Annotated in this window: 25 protein-coding genes and 2 pseudogenes; 20 read left to right on the top strand and 7 right to left on the bottom strand. The window is 43.2% G+C overall.

Going from position 1 to position 20,656, the window contains the following annotated elements; genetic code table 11:
- The first annotated feature begins 480 nt into the window (after positions 1 to 480).
- The 6 genes from LGZ98_RS01680 (at position 481) to LGZ98_RS01655 (ending at position 4,733) form a co-directional block, all read left to right on the top strand.
- Positions 481 to 654, top strand: coding sequence for a hypothetical protein (locus LGZ98_RS01680; RefSeq protein ID WP_158536502.1), 174 nt, complete (start codon positions 481 to 483; stop codon positions 652 to 654).
- 98 nt (positions 655 to 752) lie between these two features.
- Positions 753 to 1,112: a contractile injection system sheath initiator gene (locus LGZ98_RS01675; RefSeq protein WP_262977605.1), complete on the top strand. Its 360-nt coding sequence runs from the start codon at positions 753 to 755 to the stop codon at positions 1,110 to 1,112.
- On the top strand, positions 1,109 to 2,350 hold the full coding sequence (locus LGZ98_RS01670) for a baseplate J/gp47 family protein (protein ID WP_262977604.1): 1,242 nt from the start codon (positions 1,109 to 1,111) through the stop codon (positions 2,348 to 2,350). The genes LGZ98_RS01675 and LGZ98_RS01670 overlap by 4 nt, the downstream gene beginning before the upstream one ends.
- Complete coding sequence (locus tag LGZ98_RS01665) at positions 2,351 to 2,956, top strand: DUF2612 domain-containing protein (protein ID WP_036770749.1); 606 nt, start codon at positions 2,351 to 2,353, stop codon at positions 2,954 to 2,956.
- Positions 2,943 to 4,286, top strand: coding sequence for a phage tail protein (locus LGZ98_RS24180; protein WP_390904639.1), 1,344 nt, complete (start codon positions 2,943 to 2,945; stop codon positions 4,284 to 4,286). The genes LGZ98_RS01665 and LGZ98_RS24180 overlap by 14 nt, the downstream gene beginning before the upstream one ends.
- The gene (locus LGZ98_RS01655; protein WP_113041410.1) at positions 4,287 to 4,733 is read left to right on the top strand and encodes a tail fiber assembly protein; all 447 of its coding nucleotides are present in this window, start codon (positions 4,287 to 4,289) and stop codon (positions 4,731 to 4,733) included.
- A gap of 147 nt (positions 4,734 to 4,880) precedes the next feature.
- On the opposite strand, the gene LGZ98_RS01650 is transcribed toward LGZ98_RS01655, so the two are convergent.
- From LGZ98_RS01650 to LGZ98_RS01635, 4 genes are all read right to left on the bottom strand, one after another.
- Complete coding sequence (locus LGZ98_RS01650; RefSeq protein WP_113041409.1) at positions 4,881 to 5,165, bottom strand: SymE family type I addiction module toxin; 285 nt, start codon at positions 5,163 to 5,165, stop codon at positions 4,881 to 4,883.
- Between the two features lie 142 nt (positions 5,166 to 5,307).
- On the bottom strand, positions 5,308 to 5,493 hold the full coding sequence (locus tag LGZ98_RS01645) for a helix-turn-helix domain-containing protein (protein ID WP_046395821.1): 186 nt from the start codon (positions 5,491 to 5,493) through the stop codon (positions 5,308 to 5,310).
- A 520-nt stretch (positions 5,494 to 6,013) separates the two neighbouring features.
- On the bottom strand, positions 6,014 to 7,039 hold the full coding sequence (locus tag LGZ98_RS01640; protein WP_113041408.1) for a site-specific integrase: 1,026 nt from the start codon (positions 7,037 to 7,039) through the stop codon (positions 6,014 to 6,016).
- The gene (locus LGZ98_RS01635; protein WP_113041407.1) at positions 7,039 to 7,599 is read right to left on the bottom strand and encodes a phage repressor protein CI; all 561 of its coding nucleotides are present in this window, start codon (positions 7,597 to 7,599) and stop codon (positions 7,039 to 7,041) included. Before LGZ98_RS01635 ends, LGZ98_RS01640 begins: the two co-directional genes overlap by 1 nt.
- 152 nt (positions 7,600 to 7,751) lie before the next feature.
- Here LGZ98_RS01635 and LGZ98_RS01630 point away from each other — a divergent pair, with 152 nt between their 5' ends.
- The 8 genes and pseudogenes from LGZ98_RS01630 to LGZ98_RS01595 all read left to right on the top strand — a co-directional run bounded on the left by LGZ98_RS01630 (position 7,752) and on the right by LGZ98_RS01595 (position 13,007).
- Positions 7,752 to 7,937, top strand: coding sequence for a hypothetical protein (locus tag LGZ98_RS01630; RefSeq protein ID WP_113041406.1), 186 nt, complete (start codon positions 7,752 to 7,754; stop codon positions 7,935 to 7,937).
- A 66-nt stretch (positions 7,938 to 8,003) separates the two neighbouring features.
- Positions 8,004 to 8,514: pseudogene (locus tag LGZ98_RS01625) on the top strand (phage regulatory CII family protein).
- Between the two features lie 146 nt (positions 8,515 to 8,660).
- Positions 8,661 to 9,014 (top strand): DUF5347 family protein, encoded by a 354-nt coding sequence (locus LGZ98_RS01620; RefSeq protein WP_113041405.1) that lies wholly within the window; start codon positions 8,661 to 8,663, stop codon positions 9,012 to 9,014.
- A 78-nt stretch (positions 9,015 to 9,092) separates the two neighbouring features.
- Complete coding sequence (locus LGZ98_RS01615) at positions 9,093 to 9,296, top strand: DUF2732 family protein (protein WP_113041404.1); 204 nt, start codon at positions 9,093 to 9,095, stop codon at positions 9,294 to 9,296.
- A gap of 44 nt (positions 9,297 to 9,340) precedes the next feature.
- Positions 9,341 to 9,619: a DUF3850 domain-containing protein gene (locus LGZ98_RS01610; protein ID WP_146748062.1), complete on the top strand. Its 279-nt coding sequence runs from the start codon at positions 9,341 to 9,343 to the stop codon at positions 9,617 to 9,619.
- Between the two features lie 36 nt (positions 9,620 to 9,655).
- A pseudogene (locus tag LGZ98_RS01605) lies at positions 9,656 to 10,454 on the top strand (DNA cytosine methyltransferase).
- A 59-nt stretch (positions 10,455 to 10,513) separates the two neighbouring features.
- Positions 10,514 to 12,736 carry a replication endonuclease gene (locus tag LGZ98_RS01600; protein ID WP_240002818.1) on the top strand — a complete coding sequence of 741 codons (2,223 nt, stop codon included), beginning with the start codon at positions 10,514 to 10,516 and terminating at the stop codon, positions 12,734 to 12,736.
- Between the two features lie 85 nt (positions 12,737 to 12,821).
- A complete protein-coding gene (locus LGZ98_RS01595; RefSeq protein WP_113041402.1) occupies positions 12,822 to 13,007 on the top strand; it encodes a hypothetical protein in 186 nt (61 codons plus the stop codon).
- Between the two features lie 25 nt (positions 13,008 to 13,032).
- Here LGZ98_RS01595 and LGZ98_RS01590 read toward each other — a convergent pair whose 3' ends face one another.
- From LGZ98_RS01590 to LGZ98_RS01580, 3 genes are read right to left on the bottom strand one after another with little or no spacing between them, the layout of a single operon-like run.
- Positions 13,033 to 13,353, bottom strand: a complete 321-nt coding sequence (locus LGZ98_RS01590; protein ID WP_262977603.1) for an Ogr/Delta-like zinc finger protein — start codon at positions 13,351 to 13,353, stop codon at positions 13,033 to 13,035.
- Positions 13,335 to 14,381, bottom strand: a complete 1,047-nt coding sequence (locus LGZ98_RS01585; protein ID WP_262977602.1) for a phage portal protein — start codon at positions 14,379 to 14,381, stop codon at positions 13,335 to 13,337. Before LGZ98_RS01585 ends, LGZ98_RS01590 begins: the two co-directional genes overlap by 19 nt.
- Positions 14,381 to 16,159, bottom strand: coding sequence for a terminase large subunit domain-containing protein (locus tag LGZ98_RS01580; protein WP_113043700.1), 1,779 nt, complete (start codon positions 16,157 to 16,159; stop codon positions 14,381 to 14,383). Before LGZ98_RS01580 ends, LGZ98_RS01585 begins: the two co-directional genes overlap by 1 nt.
- Before the next feature lie 158 nt (positions 16,160 to 16,317).
- Here LGZ98_RS01580 and LGZ98_RS01575 point away from each other — a divergent pair, with 158 nt between their 5' ends.
- From LGZ98_RS01575 to LGZ98_RS01550, 6 genes are all read left to right on the top strand, one after another.
- Complete coding sequence (locus tag LGZ98_RS01575) at positions 16,318 to 17,148, top strand: GPO family capsid scaffolding protein (protein WP_113043682.1); 831 nt, start codon at positions 16,318 to 16,320, stop codon at positions 17,146 to 17,148.
- 32 nt (positions 17,149 to 17,180) lie between these two features.
- Positions 17,181 to 18,212, top strand: a complete 1,032-nt coding sequence (locus LGZ98_RS01570; protein ID WP_262977601.1) for a phage major capsid protein, P2 family — start codon at positions 17,181 to 17,183, stop codon at positions 18,210 to 18,212.
- A complete protein-coding gene (gene gpM / locus LGZ98_RS01565) occupies positions 18,212 to 18,913 on the top strand; it encodes a phage terminase small subunit (protein WP_262977600.1) in 702 nt (233 codons plus the stop codon). Before LGZ98_RS01570 ends, gpM begins: the two co-directional genes overlap by 1 nt.
- 122 nt (positions 18,914 to 19,035) lie before the next feature.
- Positions 19,036 to 19,488: a head completion/stabilization protein gene (locus LGZ98_RS01560; protein ID WP_046976848.1), complete on the top strand. Its 453-nt coding sequence runs from the start codon at positions 19,036 to 19,038 to the stop codon at positions 19,486 to 19,488.
- Positions 19,485 to 19,982 (top strand): phage tail protein, encoded by a 498-nt coding sequence (locus LGZ98_RS01555; protein ID WP_046975127.1) that lies wholly within the window; start codon positions 19,485 to 19,487, stop codon positions 19,980 to 19,982. Before LGZ98_RS01560 ends, LGZ98_RS01555 begins: the two co-directional genes overlap by 4 nt.
- Positions 19,979 to 20,656: a phage virion morphogenesis family protein gene (locus tag LGZ98_RS01550; RefSeq protein ID WP_262977622.1), complete on the top strand. Its 678-nt coding sequence runs from the start codon at positions 19,979 to 19,981 to the stop codon at positions 20,654 to 20,656. The genes LGZ98_RS01555 and LGZ98_RS01550 overlap by 4 nt, the downstream gene beginning before the upstream one ends.

The following is a 20,656-nucleotide window of genomic DNA, read 5'->3' as shown; positions in this document are numbered from 1 at the left end:
TAATATACGCTTTAGTGTTTGTTTTAACTGACTTATTTAATTTAATTAAGATCATACTATAAAATTATTTTTCTTTACCAATAAGTAGGCTAGGGTTGTTATGCTTGAATATGCGATACTAAAAAAATCAAAGGCGCTAAATTTTTAATTAATGAAAACTTTATAAAGTTTCCAGACATTAAAATACCTATTGATATTACGTATGAAAATAAAAAATATGGTTTTGATATGGGGTTGTTCAACGGAGATAAATATGTCAGATTTGACTCATTGATGATAAAAGAGCATGACGATTTTCTAATATTAGAATGTGTCAATAAAACTGGTGTTATATGGTTTGTTTTTTTATTTAAAAATTATATTCCTGAAGAAATAAAAAACTGTAATTTTAGTGTTATCATTAATAATATGTTTGGTGATAAATGTGAACACCCCTTATGAGCTCAAAGCTCTTGGAGAGAAAATCTCTTAGGAGTCATTATGTCAAAGCAGAAAGCAGCCATTAAAGATATCAAAAAATTTGATACGCAGCAGGTGTATACTGCTGTGGGTGGGGCTATTGACTTGTTGATAAAAGCTGCCCCAAAAATGTTTGAGCATAAGCCAAAAGTTGAGCTTCAGGGAAAGCGTAAGAATCATCACCAAGCTGCTTAAAATTTTTTGAGTAGTCATCAATAAACCTGCCTACAGTGCGGGTTTTTTCATATCTACACCGCTTAATTGCGGTTTTTTTATTTCCATAGGAATCGAAAATGCAAACTCGTTCATTTCTTCTTGATACCGAGTCATGGGATTTAACGTTAGATGATTCTGGAAATATCGCCATTACTGATAATCCCTATTCTGTAGCGCAGGATGTCGCTTGTGCCTGTAGTACATATCTGGGTGAGTGCTGGTATGACACAGCATTGGGTATTCCTTATTACCAGCGAATTTTGGGACATTGGCCGGGAACTCAGCTAATCAACAGCAAAATGCAACAAGAAGCAATGAAGTTACCTTATGTTCAGTCTGCCACTTGTAAAGTTATAAATGGGAAGGAGAGAACTATTGCGGGCATGATGACAATAACGGACACGAACAATCAATCAACGGTGGTAAATTTCGGATGACTAACTCTGTAGTGCTGACAACAAGTGTTCCAGGTGTAACCTTTACAAAGACGGGTCTAATTGTGCCCGACGAGGTTGATATTTTAAATGGGCGGCTAAATGATTTGGCCACAGCAATGGGTGGTGCAATGAGTACGAGCTTAACAACACCGCAAGGTCAAATAGCCATGAGTGATGCGGCTATCATTGCTGACAAGAACGATCAGTTACTTGCTATTGTCAATCAAATTAACCCGGATTATGCAACCGGACGTTTTCAAGATGCTATCGGACGAATTTATTTTTTAGATCGAATTCCAGCATCGGGAACAACGGTAACAGCAACATGCACTGGGTTAGTTAATACAGTTATTCCAATTGGTAGTATTGCTCAAGATAAAAAAGGGTATCTTTATCATTCAATAACAGAGGCTAAGATCCCTGACAGTGGCTCTGTTGATGTTGTTTTCCAAAACTCAACAACAGGGCCGTTAGCATGCCAAATTGATGACTTGAACACGATTTATAGCTCGGCGCCCGGCTGGTCTGGTATCAGTAATGCGAATGCTGGCGTACCTGGCGCAGATGAGGAAACCCGCGCTAATTTTGAGTATCGTCGTAAACAATCTGTTGCTAAAAATGCGACAAACTCATTACATGCCATTTATGCCGCAGTATTAGAAGTAAATGGCGTGGCAGACGCATACGTTATTTCAAATGATACTTCGGTAGTAAAAACGGTCGGGGTATCAAAATACAGAATAGCGCCGAACTCTATTTATAGTGCTGTGTATGGGGGAAAAACTGAGGATGTCGCTAGAGCAATCTGGAAGAAAAAGCCTCCAGGTATTCCTACGAACGGAAATACAACTCACACAATTGTGGATGATGAAAACTATGTTCAGCCTTACCCCGAATATGAAATTAAATATGTGATACCCGCGCCCATTCGTGTCTATGTTGACGTCTCACTTGCGAATAGCGATTACCTTCCTGCTGATATTGAAACACAGGTTAAGTCAGCTATAGCGCAAGCATTTAACGGAGAAGACGGTGGAACGCGAGCAAGAATAGCATCTACATTATTTGCTGGTAGATATTATTCAGGCGTTTATAACATAGATACATCGAGTGTTGATATTTACAATATTACGCTTAGCCGTGACGGTATTACTTATTCAACATCAATTAGTTTTGGTATTGATGAAATCCCAACGCTTGACGTTGATAATATATCTGTGAAATTAGTAGGTTCATAAATGGAAAATGTGGGAGCAACTATTCTTGCTCAGTATGCCGCTAGTCCAAAACTCAACTCACTTATTCGAAGCTTCAATGCCGCTGTTTCCTCTGCTGAATTTATTAATACATTTTACGATCTGATTTGGAACATTGACACAGCAAATACTTACGGACTGGATGTGTGGGGAAAAATAGTGAATGTCAGCAGGCGGCTTACTGTTAATGAAAATGTAAAATATATAGGTTTTGGTGAAGCTTTACTGAATGTTCCGACAACGACAGATCCAAATCCATTTGACCAAGCACCATTTTATTCCGGGGAGTCAAAAACAAAAACTATTGAGCTATCAGATCAGATGTACCGAAAGCTAATTATGATGAAAGCCATGTCAAATATATCTGACTGTACTATACCAAACATCAACAGAATGCTTGTTTATATGTTTAGCGATAGTGGACGTGCATATATCACTGATGATGGAAATATGAAGATGAGTTATGTATTTGAATTTCAGCTATCAACAGCAGAATTAGCAATTGTTCAAACATCGGGAGCACTGCCTTACCCGGTTGGTGTCAGTGTCGCAATCGTTCAAAGGATACCAACAAATGAAATCAACTGAAAAACCTAATCTTATTGCTGTTCCGTTTGCGAGCGCCGGAGACTATAACGAGATTGCAATAAAATCAACTGAAAGCAGCTTGGCAAAAGGCGTAGCTACGTATCTGAGCGGTTTTCCCCCGTTAACGATGACAGCAATATCTGCTGGTGGAATTCCTCCATCTGGCAAGGATATGAACGGGATATTGAATGATATTACTACCGCAATACGTTATTCAATGTCTGGTGGCTTGTATTCGTATAATGCTGACTTTAGTGCTGCCATTGATGGTTATCCTAAAGGAGCCATTGTTGCCAGTTTTGATGGAAGTAAAATTTGGTGGAATGGGGTAGAAGATAACAATACAGATCCGGATAGTACATCAGTTTCCGGTTGGAAAAATCTACTAGCAGATCCTAATGGGTTATTTCTACAGAAAGCTAATAACTTATCTGATATTAATAACAAAGCGACAGCGCGTAATAATTTGGGACTGGGAGAGATTGCAACTCAAGATTTTATTCCTGACGCCACACTCACAGAAAAAGGCATCACCCAACTTACAGACAAGACAGGTAACAGTAATACCCTTGCAGCAACTCAGAAACTTGTTTCTGATGTGAATGATAATGCCAATAATAAGCTCGCTAAAAATCAAAATGGCGCTGACATCTTCAATAAAACTGAATTTGTAAAAAATATCGGTTTATCGGAAACGATGGAGTTGGCTAAAGGGGCGGTGCCGAATAGCCGGAAAATTAACGGGAAGCTGTTGGCCGGGGATATTAGTTTGAATGCTGGGGATGTGGGAAGTTATGCTAAATCTGAGAGCGATAATACTTTCTTGCGCATTTCTAGCGATAAAACCGCAACAATTGGCAGTTTACTGATTGATAGTAAAACGCCATTTCCTGAATTGCGTTTCAAATCGAAAGATGGGTATGTATTGGGGATTAACGGTTCAGAAGGGAAATTGTTGCATATCTATTCTAACGATACCAGGAATCAGCGGCGTTACAATATATTAATACCTGAGAGAAGTGGTACTCTTGCATTACAAAATGCAGCCATAAAATCCGAAAATGGCTGGTGGCAATGTGGAGATACGGGGATTATTATTCAATGGGTTAAGGTTGCATCAGGTCAGCAATCATGGATAAAAGTAAATTATCCAATTTCTTTTAAAAATAAGTTTTTTGGTTATACTGCAAGCATGTCGAGTATAAATACATCAACTGGTCACACATTAGTACGTAATGCAACATTATCGACATTTGAATATCAAGTAGGTACTCCCAACAATAATGAGAACCCAGGCAAAGTTGTACATATATTATTTTGGGGGGTATAAATGGTCTATTTTTCCAGAAAAGAATGTGCTTTTTATAATGAAGCTCATGAAGAGTGTGTTGAAATAACAGTAGAAAAACACAATGAATTGCTTGACGGTCAATCACGCGGCTTTGCTATCGTCAGAGGTAAAGAGGGTTATCCAATTCTTACAAAGCAAGCACCGTCTGTTTATCACAAATGGGATAGTGAAAAGTGGATAATATCAGAAAGTGATAAAATAAAGCTTAGACGGGAACAGCAGCAACAAGCAGAACATAAGAAACAGCAACTTATGTTCACTGTAAGTAAACAGATCGCTCCGTTACAAGATGCTGTAGATTTGGGGATGTCGAGTGATGAGGAAAAATCGCTGTTAGCAGAGTTAAAAAAATATAGAGTATTATTGAACCGTGTTGATGTTAATTCAGCGTCAGATATTAACTGGCCCGAAAAACCCTTAGAATAATGGAATCAGGGCCAATTGAACCGACCCCCAATAGTTAGATAAGTCTAATCAAAAATGGCTTTTTTGCACTACTCTGACTGAATCGCCCTTTAAATGTTGGATAACCATCCAACATTTAAAGGTGTAGTCCATTTATGCTTTAATCTATTAGATAATCATCAACCCACCAGGATAATACTTAATCCAGTCAATAGCAGCATTGGGGTTAAATGGCTCAATACTCAGTCCTTCCAGGCATTGCCAGAGTTCCTGGGTGTTCTGGGTGGTAATAACAATACAGTCCGGCATCACCCGGATTTTTAGTGGCATTCCGAAGGTAAATCCCGCCTCCTGTAACCATTTTCCTTTTAAAGAAATGCCGTTTTTAGCTACCTTGCCAAAACGTTCAGCTTGGGAAATTCGCTGAATTGTTTTATTATCGCGTTTAGCCATAATTAACTACCTCGTATAGTTAGTTGTGGTAAGCAGGGTTATCGGGTGCCAGCCCGGTAGCTCTGCGTCAGTGAAAATAGTCTCTCAATGTCGAATTATGAACTATAGGTCACTTTTATGCAATAAAAATGTGACCTATAGTTTATCTGGGCTTTTCGTTTTCAGGCAGTCCATTGAGGGCGTCATTCCAGTGTTGATCCCGTTCTATATTATTCACTATTTTGCTGATCCATGTTTCTGATTTGCCCCACCGTATAGCCAGTTCGCGGCGCGTCCAGCCTTTTCGTTTCATTTCAGACTTAAACAATTCTGGCGGTATACGTTTCAAAATTACTCCACAAATATAAACTATTTATTGACACATCATAGTATAGCCATTTCGCCGGTAGGGTGACATTAGTAAATAAAATGACCGCAAAAACTGACGGTATCAAGTGCTGGATTTATGAATAATGCCCTATGAGGCAGAGATCTGGTGAGGCATTTTATTTTGCACTATGCATTATAAAATAGAGGTAGTTACTATGCTATAGACATAAAAAAACCAACCTAATTGTGGTTGGTTTTTCCAAAAGCTCCGCGGCTCCTTTGCGTATCCTTTTGTGTCCCTTCGTTGTCCGGTCAGTGTCCAATCAACTTTGCTAACTTACTGTTTTTAAAGCTGTTGTCCTGTCACTGTCCTTACTAAATTGGTGGAGCTGGCGGGAGTTGAACCCGCGTCCGAAATTCCTACAGTTTCCTATAGATATATATAAAACATATAATTATGTTATTTTTCAATATATTACTGTGCAATAAGAAACAATTCAGAACACTGATTTTTGAGCTGAGTGGACACAATGTGGATCTTATTGGTTCTCTAACTCCAATTGTGTAAGAGGATTCTTTGTTATTGCATCTTCTAAATGATCAGGGGAGAAGTGCGCATAAATCATAGTCATTTTGATGTCTGTATGGCCTAGAATTCGTTGCAATACCAATATGTTGCCTCCGTTCATCATAAAATGACTGGCGAATGTGTGCCGTAAGACGTGAGTACATTGACCTTCTGGTAAGTCAATTCCCGCTCGTTTTACCGCCCGTTCAAAAGATTTGCGGCATGGGGTAAATAATTTACCTCGTTTCTTGGGAATCTGATTATATAGTGATTCGGAAATAGGTACGGTTCTGTTACGTTTGCCTTTAGTTTTGATAAATGTAATTCGATGCGGGGTTACTTGATTACCTTCTAATTCTTCCGCTTCGCTCCAGCGTGCACCTGTAGCTAAACAGATTTTGGTAATTAAAAGTAAGTCTTTGCTTTTGGATTCCTTGCAGGCATCCAGTAAATAGATAATTTCATCAGGATATAAAAAGGCCAGTTCATTTTCTTGAATCTTGAATGTTGGCAAACCTGATAATGGGTTAGGATAGCTAATATGCCCAAGTTTTCTTAGAGTACCAAAGACAGACGATAAATTACGGTGTTCAAGGTTTACTGTGATTGGTTTCACTGCCATGATTCTACCTTTTGAATCAGGTAATAAACCCATTAACCGCTGTTCTCTGTATTTACTAAAGTCAGCGGCAGTAAGCTGATTAGCCGTAGGATCACCTAGCCCATTACAGATGGCTGTCAGTTTTGACAGTAATCTGGCGGGGTCTGCTAATGTTCGGCCATAGAGTGAATGCCAGAGTGAAATTAACTCAGATAGTTTTCTGTTATCTTCTTTCTCTGCTATCCAGGGTTTATCTTCCATTTCACCCAAGATATAACGCTCATAAGCAACAGCTTCGCCTTTAGTTGCAAATTTCTTACGAATACGTTTACCCTTCACGCCATTGGGCCGTAGATCACAGAGCCATTCACCAGAATCAATTTTTTTGATAGACATTATAAGGCCGTATAAATAGAAATAACTTTACCTAGGACAGTAATATCATCTATATCGCAGTCGATAGGATATTTACCGCCATCCATACGTATTTTATTGCCGGGGATCAATTCCAATTCCTTGAATTGATATTTTCCTGAGAATTCGATTAACCATTTTCCATCATTGGTATTTTTTTGTTTTCTATCAATGAAATAAATATTTTCGCCATACTTGATTGCTTCAATATCACCATAGTTTTTAGGAAGGATGTCTTTATCAAAGGTGAGGGAACTAGATTGTTGGAGTTTTTCATCAACGAGCTCGAATGTGGTTAATTTCACTGTTTCAGCTATGGTGCTGTTCATGTTTCCTATACCAAATGAAAGCCACTCAATGGAAGCTCCAGTTTCTAAGGCACACCGTAAGACGATATCGTAAGGAAAATTATCTCTTGTTATACGATTCCCTAAAGATCCCTTGCTGATCGACAAATAATTAGCCAATTGGCTATATGATTTAAACTTATATGCCAAACAGATTCTATCTATCGTTTCTCTTGCATTTGCGTACTGTTGCATTTTTTCACCAAAGGCGGACTTTTTTAGTTTACGTACTTATATGGCGATCGTAATATCTCAGCTGTAAGGTACTTCAATGTAGTACTTTGAAGTGCAAGGTAATACAATCACAAAAAGTTTAGAACATGGAACACAAAAGGAGAATATGTACTATGCAGATTGTTAATTCAATACAAGCTCAATCACGTTGGGTTACGTATGATAGATTTTGTGAATTATCAGGCGTTTGCAAGAGAACGGCTAAATATTATGTTGCTACTGGTAGGCTAAAAATTAAGCCTAAGAAAAAATCAAATGAGCGTGTTTTCATTGATTGGTGGGATTGGTGTAAGGATTAGGTTTCCCAATAATCGTTCTCGTTTGGTCTTAACGTTCACATTATGTGAATAAAAAGGTAAATAACAATGTTTGATTATCAAGTTTTCAAACAAGTACACTTTGATCATGCTTGCTGGGTATTCGCCAACGCTCATAGGGGCAACTTAGCTCAAATTTCGGGAGTTATCGGAATGAATCCGCAAATGCTGCGCAACAAGCTGAACCCTGAGCAGCCCCATATGCTGACTTGTGTTGACTTGATGAAGTTAACCGATGCAACGCAAGATGCATCTATTTTGGATGGATTACTGGAGCAATTGCAGTGTCAACCATCGGTGCCGGTGAATGAGATTTGTGATTCCAACATGTCGAGTTATTTGTTAGGTGCAACGGCAGAAGTGGGAAAATTGGCAAGCACTGTTGTTTCAGGAGGTCATTTCAACCATACCCGTGTGGCTGAGTTTAAGAAGGCAGTTAATAATGCGATCAGACTATTAACTTTAGTGGGTATTACCATTTCATCAAGATTGCATTCTAATGCCTGCGTCTAGTTCGGTGGTTGATGTTGTTGTAGGTATTGGAGCATTGTTAGTGTGAGGTCAGCATGAACGCATTAAAGCAACAAGAACACCAATATAAATTGACTGGTGAATCATTTAAACCTCAAAAAGATAGGTTTATCTATCCAATCGTTCTATGTGCTTTTGCTTATTTTATTCTGTTCCTGATTCGATGAGGCTTATATGAACACGGAATATCAATTTGAATCAAGCGAACAACGTGCATTCTCAATATCTTTTGAAACGCGGGTTAATGGATTAAATAAAGTTGCTCAAGTCAGGGCACAATATTTCAAATCTGATAATAAAGAGTTAAGTGTCTTTATTAATGAGATGAGAGATAAACGTAGCGAAAACTATGTGGATAATAAACGCGTGTTAGCTGCCATTTTCTACATAGCACGTATACCAACCGATAAGCATGAGCTGGCATTGAGTGAATTAACTAGTGAAGAAATGACTAATTTGATACGAGCAATAAATCTTATCAAGGCCGCGAGTGCATTATTGCCAAATAACTTATCATTACCGAATTAAATAATAAAAATTACCGATTTAATTTTATTGGCGTCAACACGTCAGGGATTCTTTTTATCTTAAAACAGGAAATAAAGAATGGAATATACAAATATTGAAAAGTTAATCAAGCAGGTTCGGGAGGATGAGCGTAAACATTATGCTGATTGGTATTCATCCCGTTTAGAAAAGTTGTCCGCACATGTTTTGAAAAACAAAATGGAATATGCCGTCAGTGCTGCGCTTTTGAAAAGTGAATCTGAGAACATCGACCGCCAGGCGCAGGAATGGAATTACATTTGAAACTGGTTTTGAATTGCAACAGAAACATTATCGGAATGTGTGATATGGAAAAACTTTATACCATTAGGATAGGAACTTCATTTTTTGATGTCGCTGTCTCATTTAATATCGTCGGTGGCTGGCTGAATGTGAAATATACCGTTGGCGATGTTTTAATTATTCGTGAATATGATTATGACAATAATCGGTTCACGGGTAGAAATCTTCTGTCAAAAATAATCCTAATCCACGATGACCCCGAAAAAACATCCCATGCCTTATTGCGATTTGAAAGAATTAATCCCGTTGATTTTTTTCAGTATGGGAATAATAGCCATGAGTAAAACCATTAAAAATCTCAATGCAGTTCATAATTTAATATGACGTATTACAACGAAATTGATCCCTATGCAGCTCAATGGCTGAGAAATTTAATTGCTGCTGGTCATATAGCGCCAGGTGATGTTGATGAGCGTTCAATAGAGGATATTAAACCTGATGAACTCTGTAATTACACACAATGCCATTTTTTCGCTGGAATTGGAGTCTGGAGTTATGCCCTCCGGCGTGTGGGATGGTCGGACGATAAACCAGTCTGGACAGGTTCCTGCCCGTGTCAGCCTTTCAGTACGGCAGGCAAAGGAACTGGGTTTACTGACGAGCGGCACTTATGGCCTGCATTCTTCCATCTCATTGAGCAATGCAGACCTGACATTGTGTTTGGTGAACAAGTTGCGAGCAAAGACGGCCTCGGTTGGCTCGAACTTGTACAAACTGACCTGGCGGGAGCGAATTACGCCTCAGCAGCGGTTGATATTTGCGCTGCGGGCGTCGGTGCTCCGCACATCAGACAGCGACTTTATTGGGTGGCCAACGCCAACAAGCAAGCGATCATCGGGGGAGTGGTTCAACGGTCATCCGAAAAGATGGCAGAAATCGGATGTTCAACAAACTGACTTATGCAACAGAGCAGGGAATAGCTGGCGAAATGCTGACTGGATCTCTTGTCGGGATGGAAAGCAAAGGCCAGTTGAATCCGGCACATTCCCGCTGGCTAATGGGATTGCCAATCGAGTGGGACGACTCCGCGCCTATGGAAATGCCATCGTTGCGCCGGTCGCAGAAACATTCATTAGTGCATATATAGAATCCGAGAAAGAATGCAAGCTAATACGGTAGAACATAACAACGGCGCACAATCACCAATGCGCCGCCAATACAGCAAATTCCAGCCAGAGATGCCACACAGCGCAGTTCTGGCTGCGTGCGTTTCTTTGCCTTGGGATAAACCTATCCAGTCGATAGTCAGACCGTTCCCGACTTATGCTGAACAGTACCAGAAAGAAGAAGAGCACCGGACGATTGCAAAGGTGATCAAAGAACGTGCTTACGTTCAGCAGTTATTAAAAAAGCAACCTTTTGTTGTCCGTTTGGATGTTCAGTACCGGGTTAATGTTTTAGAAAAAGAGCAAGGGACGCAACGCGCCGAGGCTTTTTTGTCTAAGACATTCGTCGACCACATCTTACCTAGGGTCAATTTGGTGACCGAGCGTTACCAGATTCAGGAAATCGAGGCGGATAATGCGCTTTATATGGCGCGGTTTAACCGCATTCCTGATATGTCACGGGAAGATATCGAGTTACTGGCAAATGATATTTCTCAGTTTGTTTTTCAGAAGCTGGAGACAGCCGCCGAAGAGAGGCCAGAAGAAGGAGCGCTGAAACGGGCGCATGTCTTGTATATGAGGGCGGCAGCGATCACGAAAGCCTATCGTCAAGATGCGCCTTACTGGGCTAAGCTGACTGGTCGCTTCTTTGGTGAGACGGAGGCTATTGCCGCCATTTCTCGCATGACCTCAGATAAATGGTGGTTGGGACGGTTGCGCCGTCTGGCGGCGGAATGGCGTGAGCATTTGCAGATTTCAATCAATCGCGTCAGCAAAAAGACCAGTATCTACGCCAGCAAAACGGCTATTTCTGAGTGGAAAGAGCAGAAGCACCGCACGAAAGAATTTATCAAGTCGATGGAACTGGAAGATGAAGAGGGCAACCGCGTCAGCCTGATTGATAAATATTATGGCAGTGTGGCGAACCCGGCGATCCGTCGTACCGAAATGATGGTGCGTATCCGGGGATTTGAAAATATCTGTAATGAACTGGGCTATGTGGCTGAGTTTTACACACTGACCGCGCCCTCTAAATACCACGCCACAACCCGACACGGACACCGTAACCGTAAGTGGAACGGATGCAGTCCGGCAGATACACAACAATATTTAAGCGGTCTTTGGGCAAAAATCAGAGCCAAACTCCATCGTAATAATTTGCGTATCTTTGGTATCCGGGTGGCTGAACCCCATCACGATGGTACACCTCATTGGCATATGCTGTTTTTTATGCAGCCAGACCAAGCGGATCAGGTGTGCGATATTATCCGTGAGTATGCCTTGCAGGAGGATCGCCACGAACTGCGGACTGAAAAAGCCCTGAAAGCCCGGTTTCATGCCGAGAAGATTGATCCCGAAAAAGGATCAGCAACGGGTTATGTGGCGAAGTACATTTCTAAAAACATTGATGGCTACGCTATGGACGATGAGCTGGATGATGAAAGCGATCGCCCCATGAAAGAAGCTGCTGTGGCTGCGAGCACGTGGGCGGCGCGTTGGCATATCCGTCAGTTTCAGTTTGTGGGTGGTGCACCCGTGACGGTTTACCGTGAATTACGCCGCATGGCAGACCATGATACTGCGATGGGATTAAGCGTTGAATTTGCTATTGTGCATGATGCGGCGGATAACGGCGACTGGGCAAACTATATCAATGCACAGGGTGGCCCGTTTGTGCGTCGTGACGATTTGGTAGCGCGTCTGTGGTATGAAACACAACCGGAAACTAACACCCACGGTGAGGATGTGATCCGCATCAAGGGTGTCTTTTCGCCCTTGGTGGGGATGGATACCCCTATCTTAACCCGGTTCAAGAGCTGGAAGATTGTGCCGAAGTTAGCCGAAGCGTCAGCGGAGGCTGGTTTTAGCGGTGCGCCCGCACCGCCTAGGAGTTCTGTCAATAACTGTACGGAGGCACGAAATACGGTTAGTCAAGGAAGTGATCTGTATTTAGATGAATTCTATTACGGTTGGCATCAAATGAGTGAGAAGGAAAAAATACAGCGAGTTCATGAATCGGCAAAATTACAGAGTTTGGCGATGAGTGATGTGCTGGCACGTTCGTTACTGGAGGGGGGGAGTATGACCATAGATGGACAGCGTTATTGTTTATCTATGTTCGGTCATCTACATAAAGTTAAAAAAACGCATACTGAAACAACAAAAATGATAATGAGTAGGTTAAGTGAAAAATTGGGTATCCAGATTGATACTAATGAAATTATTCGTGACCCAAAAGGCCATTATCTGAACATGTTGAAGAAAATGGAATCAGAAACGATAGAAGTCACATAACACACTATTTCATAACATAATTACTTCACTTGTTAATTATATTTATATATACTGTATAAAAATACAGTATTGTGGGATTAAGAGGATGGTAGATTTTTTTGCTGAGTCAATTTCATTGGAACGAGTTGATTTGCTGTTACGCTTGGCTACTAATAGAGGTTGCAGTAATGATGAGCGTTATCAAGCTCTTATTTGGTGTTCAGAATTGACTACTCAATTAATTAAGCAATTTGATGAAAATGGGGTGAGAGTTAAAAAAGCCACTAGCTAGATAGTGGCTTGGCTCAAAGCTTGAATTAGGCAGCGCTAGTTTGCAATAAATCCAATGCCATTTGACGCTGTTGCGGGTTGAGGTTGTTAATCACGGTCTGCAACAGTTGATCACCTGTTTTTGCACTGGGACTTAGCGTGTGCGAAAACGTCAAATTCATAACAAATGTATAACCACATTCAACACTGGAACACGCGCAGTACAGATCAGCAATTTCACGGTGCTTCCGATTCGTCTTGCGAATAACCGCCTTAGCGCCGCACTCAGGGCAGATAATTTTTAATACGCGCATATTCCTCATTCCCAAAGTATCCATTTTCGGTAATTTTACCTGTTTTTTGCGCATTTTGCACCCAAACTTACGCGATCTTGTTTAAAACGGATATGTAATATTTCGGGGATATCATGGGTATTTATCGCATTCGTGAACATATTTTGAACGGGGATAACTTCATCCTGACGATAGACCTCACGGGCTTTTTCCGGATCACCTAACCCGCCGATATTGGTCGGGATAATGCCAGCCAATCCCGCCGGGAATCGGTGAGCGGTCAGCACATCTTGTGAACTGATACTTTTCACATTGGCAAATTCATCATTGGCTGAGATATCACCCACCGGAATAAATTTGATCCCGTCAGAGTCGCCGTTGGGAATGTTGACAAACAGAGTTTCGAAATTCCCGATCCCTTTACTGAGTTGTAATTTTTGGATAATTTCCTCTTCGGTTTCATCAGAGATATTCGGGTCATTGGTGTAAATGATACCGCCAGTGTGGGCGCCATTGTGGTAATAACGACGGCGGAAAATGGTGGCCTCAGAGTTGAGCAGTGCGGCATGAATACCGCCAATATAATCCGGCAATCCGTAAACTTGCTGTTGCGGGTCATACTGCTTAATGAAAATGACCTCTTCCGGTGAGAAAACCAATGGTTCACCCTCTTGCAAGACCACAAAATATTTATCCTTACGGCGACGTAGGTATAGGGAAGGCAAGACCGCCAGTGCGACCACATCACCCCAGAAGTTACGGACTTTCAGAATGGCGACATCACCGAAAATCAGGAAATTAATCACGGCTGACTTGAATTGTTCATGGGACAGTCCGCCACCGACATAATCCGAGGCAATCATATTGTGACGGGCATAGAGTACACCGCCGTGTTGACCGTTCATGTTGGTCAGTTGTGCCAGGGCTAAACGGTCAATCGGTAGTGTGTAATGGTCATAGTCATTGTCATACCAGATATTTTGATAATCCGTTCTGGTGGTGAGTATCGGTTCAGGTTTGCCCAACGTGATTAAGCTCATTTGCCGTTGACGGCCGTTTGTACGTGGGGAATGTGCGCGGGTTTTCCTTAACTTTTTCTTCATTATGCAGCCTTTGCAAATGTGTATTTAGAGGTGCGTTTCTTGTCGTAATTTAACGGCTCATTCATCAGGGCATGAGCGATTGCCCAGAAGACGTCAGCGTGTCCGGTTTCCCGCGAACGGTCAGCGACAAAGGTCATGCTGCCGCCTTTTTTCGTCGTGGTGTGTCGAATAGCCAGAAATGAGGCCAGAATTTCTTTTTGTTCCACATCCCATTCGATACGCTCCTCACTGACCACATCAATCATTTTCATGACCAGTTGGTTTTTGCTTTGCGGGTTGTAGTGGATAGCGTGGGCTTGCCGGGGGGCGAAGTCCTGCACCATTTCATAGACACCGTGACCAATCCCCGTGGTATCAATACCGATATGGGTAAATTTGTAGCGCTTGAAGAGATCTTCAATCAGTTTCGCCTGATGTTTCCAGTTCATGCCTTGCCAATAGAACGTTGCCAATACCCGAAAAACTTCGGGCGCCATCATGGGCGGGGCAATAATCACAAAGGTTGAAGTATCGCCAGAACGGGCCGGGTCAAAACCGCCCCAGACTTCGCGATCCCCAAAAGGACGCGGTGCATTGGGATCATGGTCTTCCCAGAGATGGATATCCGCGCCGCATTTTTCTAGTTGGTGATATTTGAAAACAGATGCGCCACTATCAACAAACATACACAGATACAACATGTTAAATGTGTCTGGGTTATAACGGTTCCGCAGTTTTTCAATGGATGCCAGGTTGAATCCGCCCTTAATGGCATCTTCCAGCGTAATGACGTAACGCCATTGACCATCCGGGCAATCGCGACCGCCATCACGTAATTCATCAAATGAGGGAAATTCAATGTTCTTACGTTTGGGATCATTGCCGCGCCATTCGTCACCCATCCAAAATGGATAGGCGGGATGGGTTTTGGCGCTGGGGGTTGAAAAATAGGTGGTACGCCATTTGTCATGGGTTGCCATTGCGGAGGCAACTTCATTGAGGCGTTTAAAATCAGGTACCCAAAAATATTCGTCACAATACAAATGACCGGAATAGGATTGTGCCGTGTTTTTATTGGTTGATAAAAAACGCAGTTCGGCACCGTTGCTGAGCCGAATAGGGTTGCCTGTCAGCGTTACACCGAAGAAGTGTTCAGCGATATTAACGATATACGAGCGGAAAACTTCTGCCTGTGGTTTTGAGGCGGATAAGAATATTTGAGGATTGCCCGTTAATACGGCATTTTCGAATGCCTCAAAGGCGAAATACCAGGTTGCACCGATTTGCCGACTTTTGAGAATATTTCTGATCTGTTTTGCCAGATTATTGCGTAAATGTTTTTGATAGCCGAAAAGCGTCTCATCGACAAACTGCTGAAAATCTTCTTTAGTCAGTGTCGAAATATCATTTTTACGATAGCGTTTCTTTTTCTTGGGTTCATCCTCACTGAATGGGATATAATCACCGCCTGATTTTTCTTGCGCCTTAATTTCGGCCAGCTTTTCTTTATGCTTATTTTCCTGTGCCATCAGTTTTATATGATGTGCAATTAATCGGTCGAGTTCGTCTAATTCCAGCGAGGTTTTATTGTTGCGTTCACTGAGCACGGCAATTCGGCGGTTAATGGCCTCGATAACACTTTCATGGTTGAGCATATCTGCCCAATGCCATTTTTCCGCCCAATAGTAAATGATCCGCCGATTCGGCAGATTTAATTCACGGGCAATTTCTGCCGGAGTATATCGCCGTAGGTATAAAGAACGGGCGACATTGATTAGTTCATCGGAGTATTTAGCCATAGCAATCATATTATGCCGGGCTAAATGTATCCTGACGCGCATTCAATTTCGGCCTGAATGGGTTATGGCGTTATATCCGAATTCATCAGAATTAAACCATTCGCAGCATTTTATTGAATCCGCAATACTGTATTTGATTCAAATGGAAGGAATTAAATATGTCTCAGTTAATGACTAACTGGATATGTATTGCCACGGAGGGCGACACGGTTGATGGCCGAGTAATGGAACCTCAATGGATTTTAGAGGCTGCCGAACTCTATAACCCAGAGTTGTACACTGCCCGCATTTGGCCGGAACATGAACGTGGGTTCGGTGCAATGGGCGAAGTGTTAGCCGTCAAAGCAGCGCGAGATGATGGCGGGGTTTTACGCTTATATGCGCAACTGCGACCCAATCATCATTTGTTACAGGCCAATCGAGAGGGACAATTACTGTTTACCTCTGTTGAACTTACGTCTGATGGCAATTTTCGCGGAACCGGCAAAACATATCTGGAAGGACTGGCAGTGACTGACTCACCCGCCAGCGTGGGCACAACGCGTCTGCAATTTAAAAAAAGGAACAAACATCGTCGATTCGGTGCGTATAAGCCACTGGTTATTGATGAGGTTAAACACGTTAAGGATAACGGCATGACAAAGGCCAAAAAAGGATGGAAAAGCTTTTTTAACATTGAAGAGCCAGAAGAAATCGAATCAAAACCATCAAGCGATGATGCGTTGCAGGCGCTGGCCCAGGCTGTAGCAGATTTAGAAGCGCGAATGACCACGCTTGAGGGTAAGCAGGAATCGACCGAGCAGGAAGTTGCAGACGTTCAGGAAGATGTCGAGACAATGAAAGCGGTTGTCGATACCGAAGCATTTGCGCGTTTACGTGACAGTTTGCCCGATATTCTAAAAAAGTTTAACAAATTGGACGGTATTGCTACCCGCTTACCATCGCGTAACCCAAAAGGCGACAAAAACGAGCCTTTTAAATTTCTGTAATTCCATGATGGAAAAAGGCAAAGGGAAGAGCTATGCAATTGAATCATCAGGCACGGACATTTTTGCAGAAATATGCGGCGGGGTTAGCCGAATCCTACGGGGTTGAAGACACATCACGTTACTTTTCGCTGACTGACCCAAAAGAAACCGCCTTGCGCAGCGCATTGTTGGAATCCGTGGAATTTCTCAGCATGATCACCTGTGCGGATGTGGATCACCTTTCCGGCCAGGTGGTGTCAGTCGGCAACCCAGGGTTATTCACCGGGCGTAAAAAAGATGGCCGCTTTATGCGTAAAACGGGGGTTGACGGCAATAAATACAGCTTAGTTGAAACCGATTCCGGTACCGCCTTGCCCTGGGATTTGTTATCTGTCTGGGCGAACTCGGGTTCAGAAAATGAGTTTTTCCAACGTATGCAGGAATTCACTCATGAATCTTTTGCACTGGATATGATCCGGGTTGGTTTTAACGGCCAGCGAGTGGCGGAGACCACCGACCCAGAAGCCAATCCGAATGGTGAAGATGTGAACAGGGGTTGGCATCAAATCGCCAAAGAATGGAATGACGGCAAGCAGGTGATTACTGCACCGGTGAAACTGGATGAGCGCGGTGATTTTACCTCACTGGATGCGATGGCGTCAGATCTGATTAACGCCTGTATTCCGCAGCAATTCAGGCATGATCCACGTTTGGTGGTACTGGTCGGTGCTGATTTAGTGGCGGCTGAACAATATCGATTATATCAGGCAGCAAATAAACCGACTGAAAAAATCGCGGCGCAAATGTTAGGGAGTTCCATTGCTGGACGTCCGGCCATTATCCCGCCATTTATGCCGGGTAAACGTATGTCAGTCACCATGCTGCCTAACTTGCAAATTCTGACACAGCGTAATACACGCCAGCGTAAGGCGGAATTTGTGGATGACCGTAAACAATTTGAAAATAAATACCTGCGCAATGAGGGCTACGCGATTGAAACACCGGAATTGTACGCCGCCTATGATGAAAGTGCCGTCACTATCGGTACCGTGGCTGAACCTGCTGAAAAACTGGATACAGAATAGTGCTGTCGCCTGCTCAACGACACCGGGCCGCGGTTGAACTTCGCCAGAAACTGGCGCGGCAACAAGCGGTTGCGATTGCAGAGGGGGCGAGTATGCACCTGCAAGCCCGCGCCATTGAGCAGGATATTAAGCGGTTACGCCAGTTGGCGTTAACGGCGGAACGGGTAGAGATGAAAAAGCGGGAATTGTTGCCCAACTATCTGCCTACGGCGGAGCGCTACTTAGCCGAGGGGGAAATTTACCGTAACCCAATTTTTGCTTACTGCGTGATCTGGTTATTTGATATTGGGGATTTTGCCAAAGGATTGGATTGGGCCGATATCGCCATTGAGCAAGGGCAGCTCACCCCCGACAATTTTCGCAGTAGCTTTCCGGCCTTTGTTGCCGACACGGTTTTACTCTGGGCACAGGTGGAAGCCGACACCGGGAATAGTGTTGAGCCCTATTTTTCAAGGACATTTCAGAATGTCACGGGTAAATGGAAAGTACACGAAAAAATTAAGGCCAAATACTACAAATTTGCTGCCTTGAACCTACTGAAAGGGGATAACGCCGACATTAAGGTGAGTTCGGTTGATAGGTGGGATGTGCTGGAGCAGGCGGATATCTGGTTATCAAAAGCGCATCAGTGCAACCCGAAAGCAGGCGTAAAAACTTATCGGCAACGGATTGCCGCCCGTTTACGGGCATTGACAACCTAATAGCGATACCACGATAAACAATGACTACCGCAAGCCGGAGCGGGCGCGGTGGAGGCATGGCAAGGATTGCTCATGGCCGTGGAAACCGGGCTGCCCGCTTTTTTATGGATGAGAGAGGCGAGATGTTTAGTGGTAACACCCTCGATTATCGGGATGAACCGTTGATCAATGATGGTTTTTGGCCGGATTTGAATCTGCGCGAATTTCAGGTGAACCGCAATATTCCGGCTGACTTAGATAATGATCTGTTAGCCCATGCACTGCTGGCAAGTGCCGCTGAAATCAATCTTGACTTACAGCGTCTGAAAGTCCGATTGCAGGCAAAAGGCTATCAGAAAGCGGCCAATGTGCCAGGCATTGCTATCAATGGCGTTAATGCGTTAGTGGGTCAGTATAAAAAGGCTGTTTATGCCAGGGCAAAAGCGGATCTGTTGGGAGAATACACAGCTATTGTCAGTCGTGCCCCTCATCCGCCACAAGAAAGTTCTGAACTACGTCCCCGTTTATTAGCGGAAGCGGCTTTTGTTATCCGCAATATGAAGGGATACGGTCGCACAACGGTACGCATGATATGAGCAAATTACATCATTTAACGGCATTTTTGCGGGAAAACCTGCCAGAGCGTCTCTGTAAGATAGAATTTACCAGTGAAATGGATGAAATTCGTTTTATTCCTGCGCAACGGGATTTAGGTCTGGGGCAATACCAGATGTTTATCCAGCAGTATGAGGCGGTGATTGCCTGGGGGCGTTTCCCATACCGAGAGTTTGATCCGCGATATGTCCCATTGTTAATAGATGTGTGGCTGACTGAGCAGGGCAATGAGTTAGGGGATGTCAATCTGGAGCCGGAACGGCCAGCGATGACCGTTGAAGTGGATGAGGAAACCGCTGTAGTTGTAGTGTCGTTGTCACTGTCAGAGCCTGTTGTCATGCGTGAAGATAAAAACGGCATCGTCCCCTTTGAGAGTAAGCGCTGGAGGCTGGCTGATACTGAAATCTGGTTTGCTGAAAAGGGGGTTGTGCATGGTGTGAATGAGTCAGGCGCACCCGTTGGACAAAGCCAATAATGATGCATGGGCAGTTAAACCGAAATCAGCTTAAGGCACTGCAAAACGCACTGAGTGGCCTTGAGCTACCTCCAAAAAAGCGCCAGCGCCTGTTATGGCGGATTGCGAAATATGGGGTGATCCAGGCGGCAAAACGCAATGTGCGCAATCAGCAATCACCGGATGGCGGGAGATGGACGGCCAGAAAAAGCCCGTGGCGCAAGAAGATGCTCAGGAACATGCCGAAGCTCTTGCATATTCGGGAAATGCCGGAAAATAACGCCGTGCGCATTTACCTGCAAGGCGGGCATTACCGGAATGGAAAACGACAGGTTCCTGCGGGTGTTGTGGGGTATGCACAGCAAAACGGGATGCGTATTCAGGTCAGTCGGCGGCAAGTGCAAAAGCGCGTTGATCGTGAGCGCATAGCAACCATTAAGCAGGCGAAAAAACTGCGGGATTTGGGTTATCAAGTTAAGAAGGGTAAACGCTGGCGTAAGCCCTCGATAAAGGACATTACCGCCAATATAAAATTTATTCAGGCAGGGGTATTGATCCGCGAACTGAGCGGTGGGACGGTTAAACGTTCATGGACGATTGAAGTTCCTGCCCGTAAGTTCTTAGGTATCAATGATGAAGAATTCAGTCAAGCGCTGGCTCGCCAGTTGCAAGGCATTGGATACGGTGTGGGTTAA

It is taken from the genome of Photorhabdus kayaii, assembly GCF_025384895.1.
Classification (GTDB): Bacteria; Pseudomonadota; Gammaproteobacteria; order Enterobacterales; family Enterobacteriaceae; genus Photorhabdus; species Photorhabdus kayaii.
Note: the sequence above shows the minus strand (reverse complement) of the source record. Positions and strands in the feature narration are given on the sequence as shown.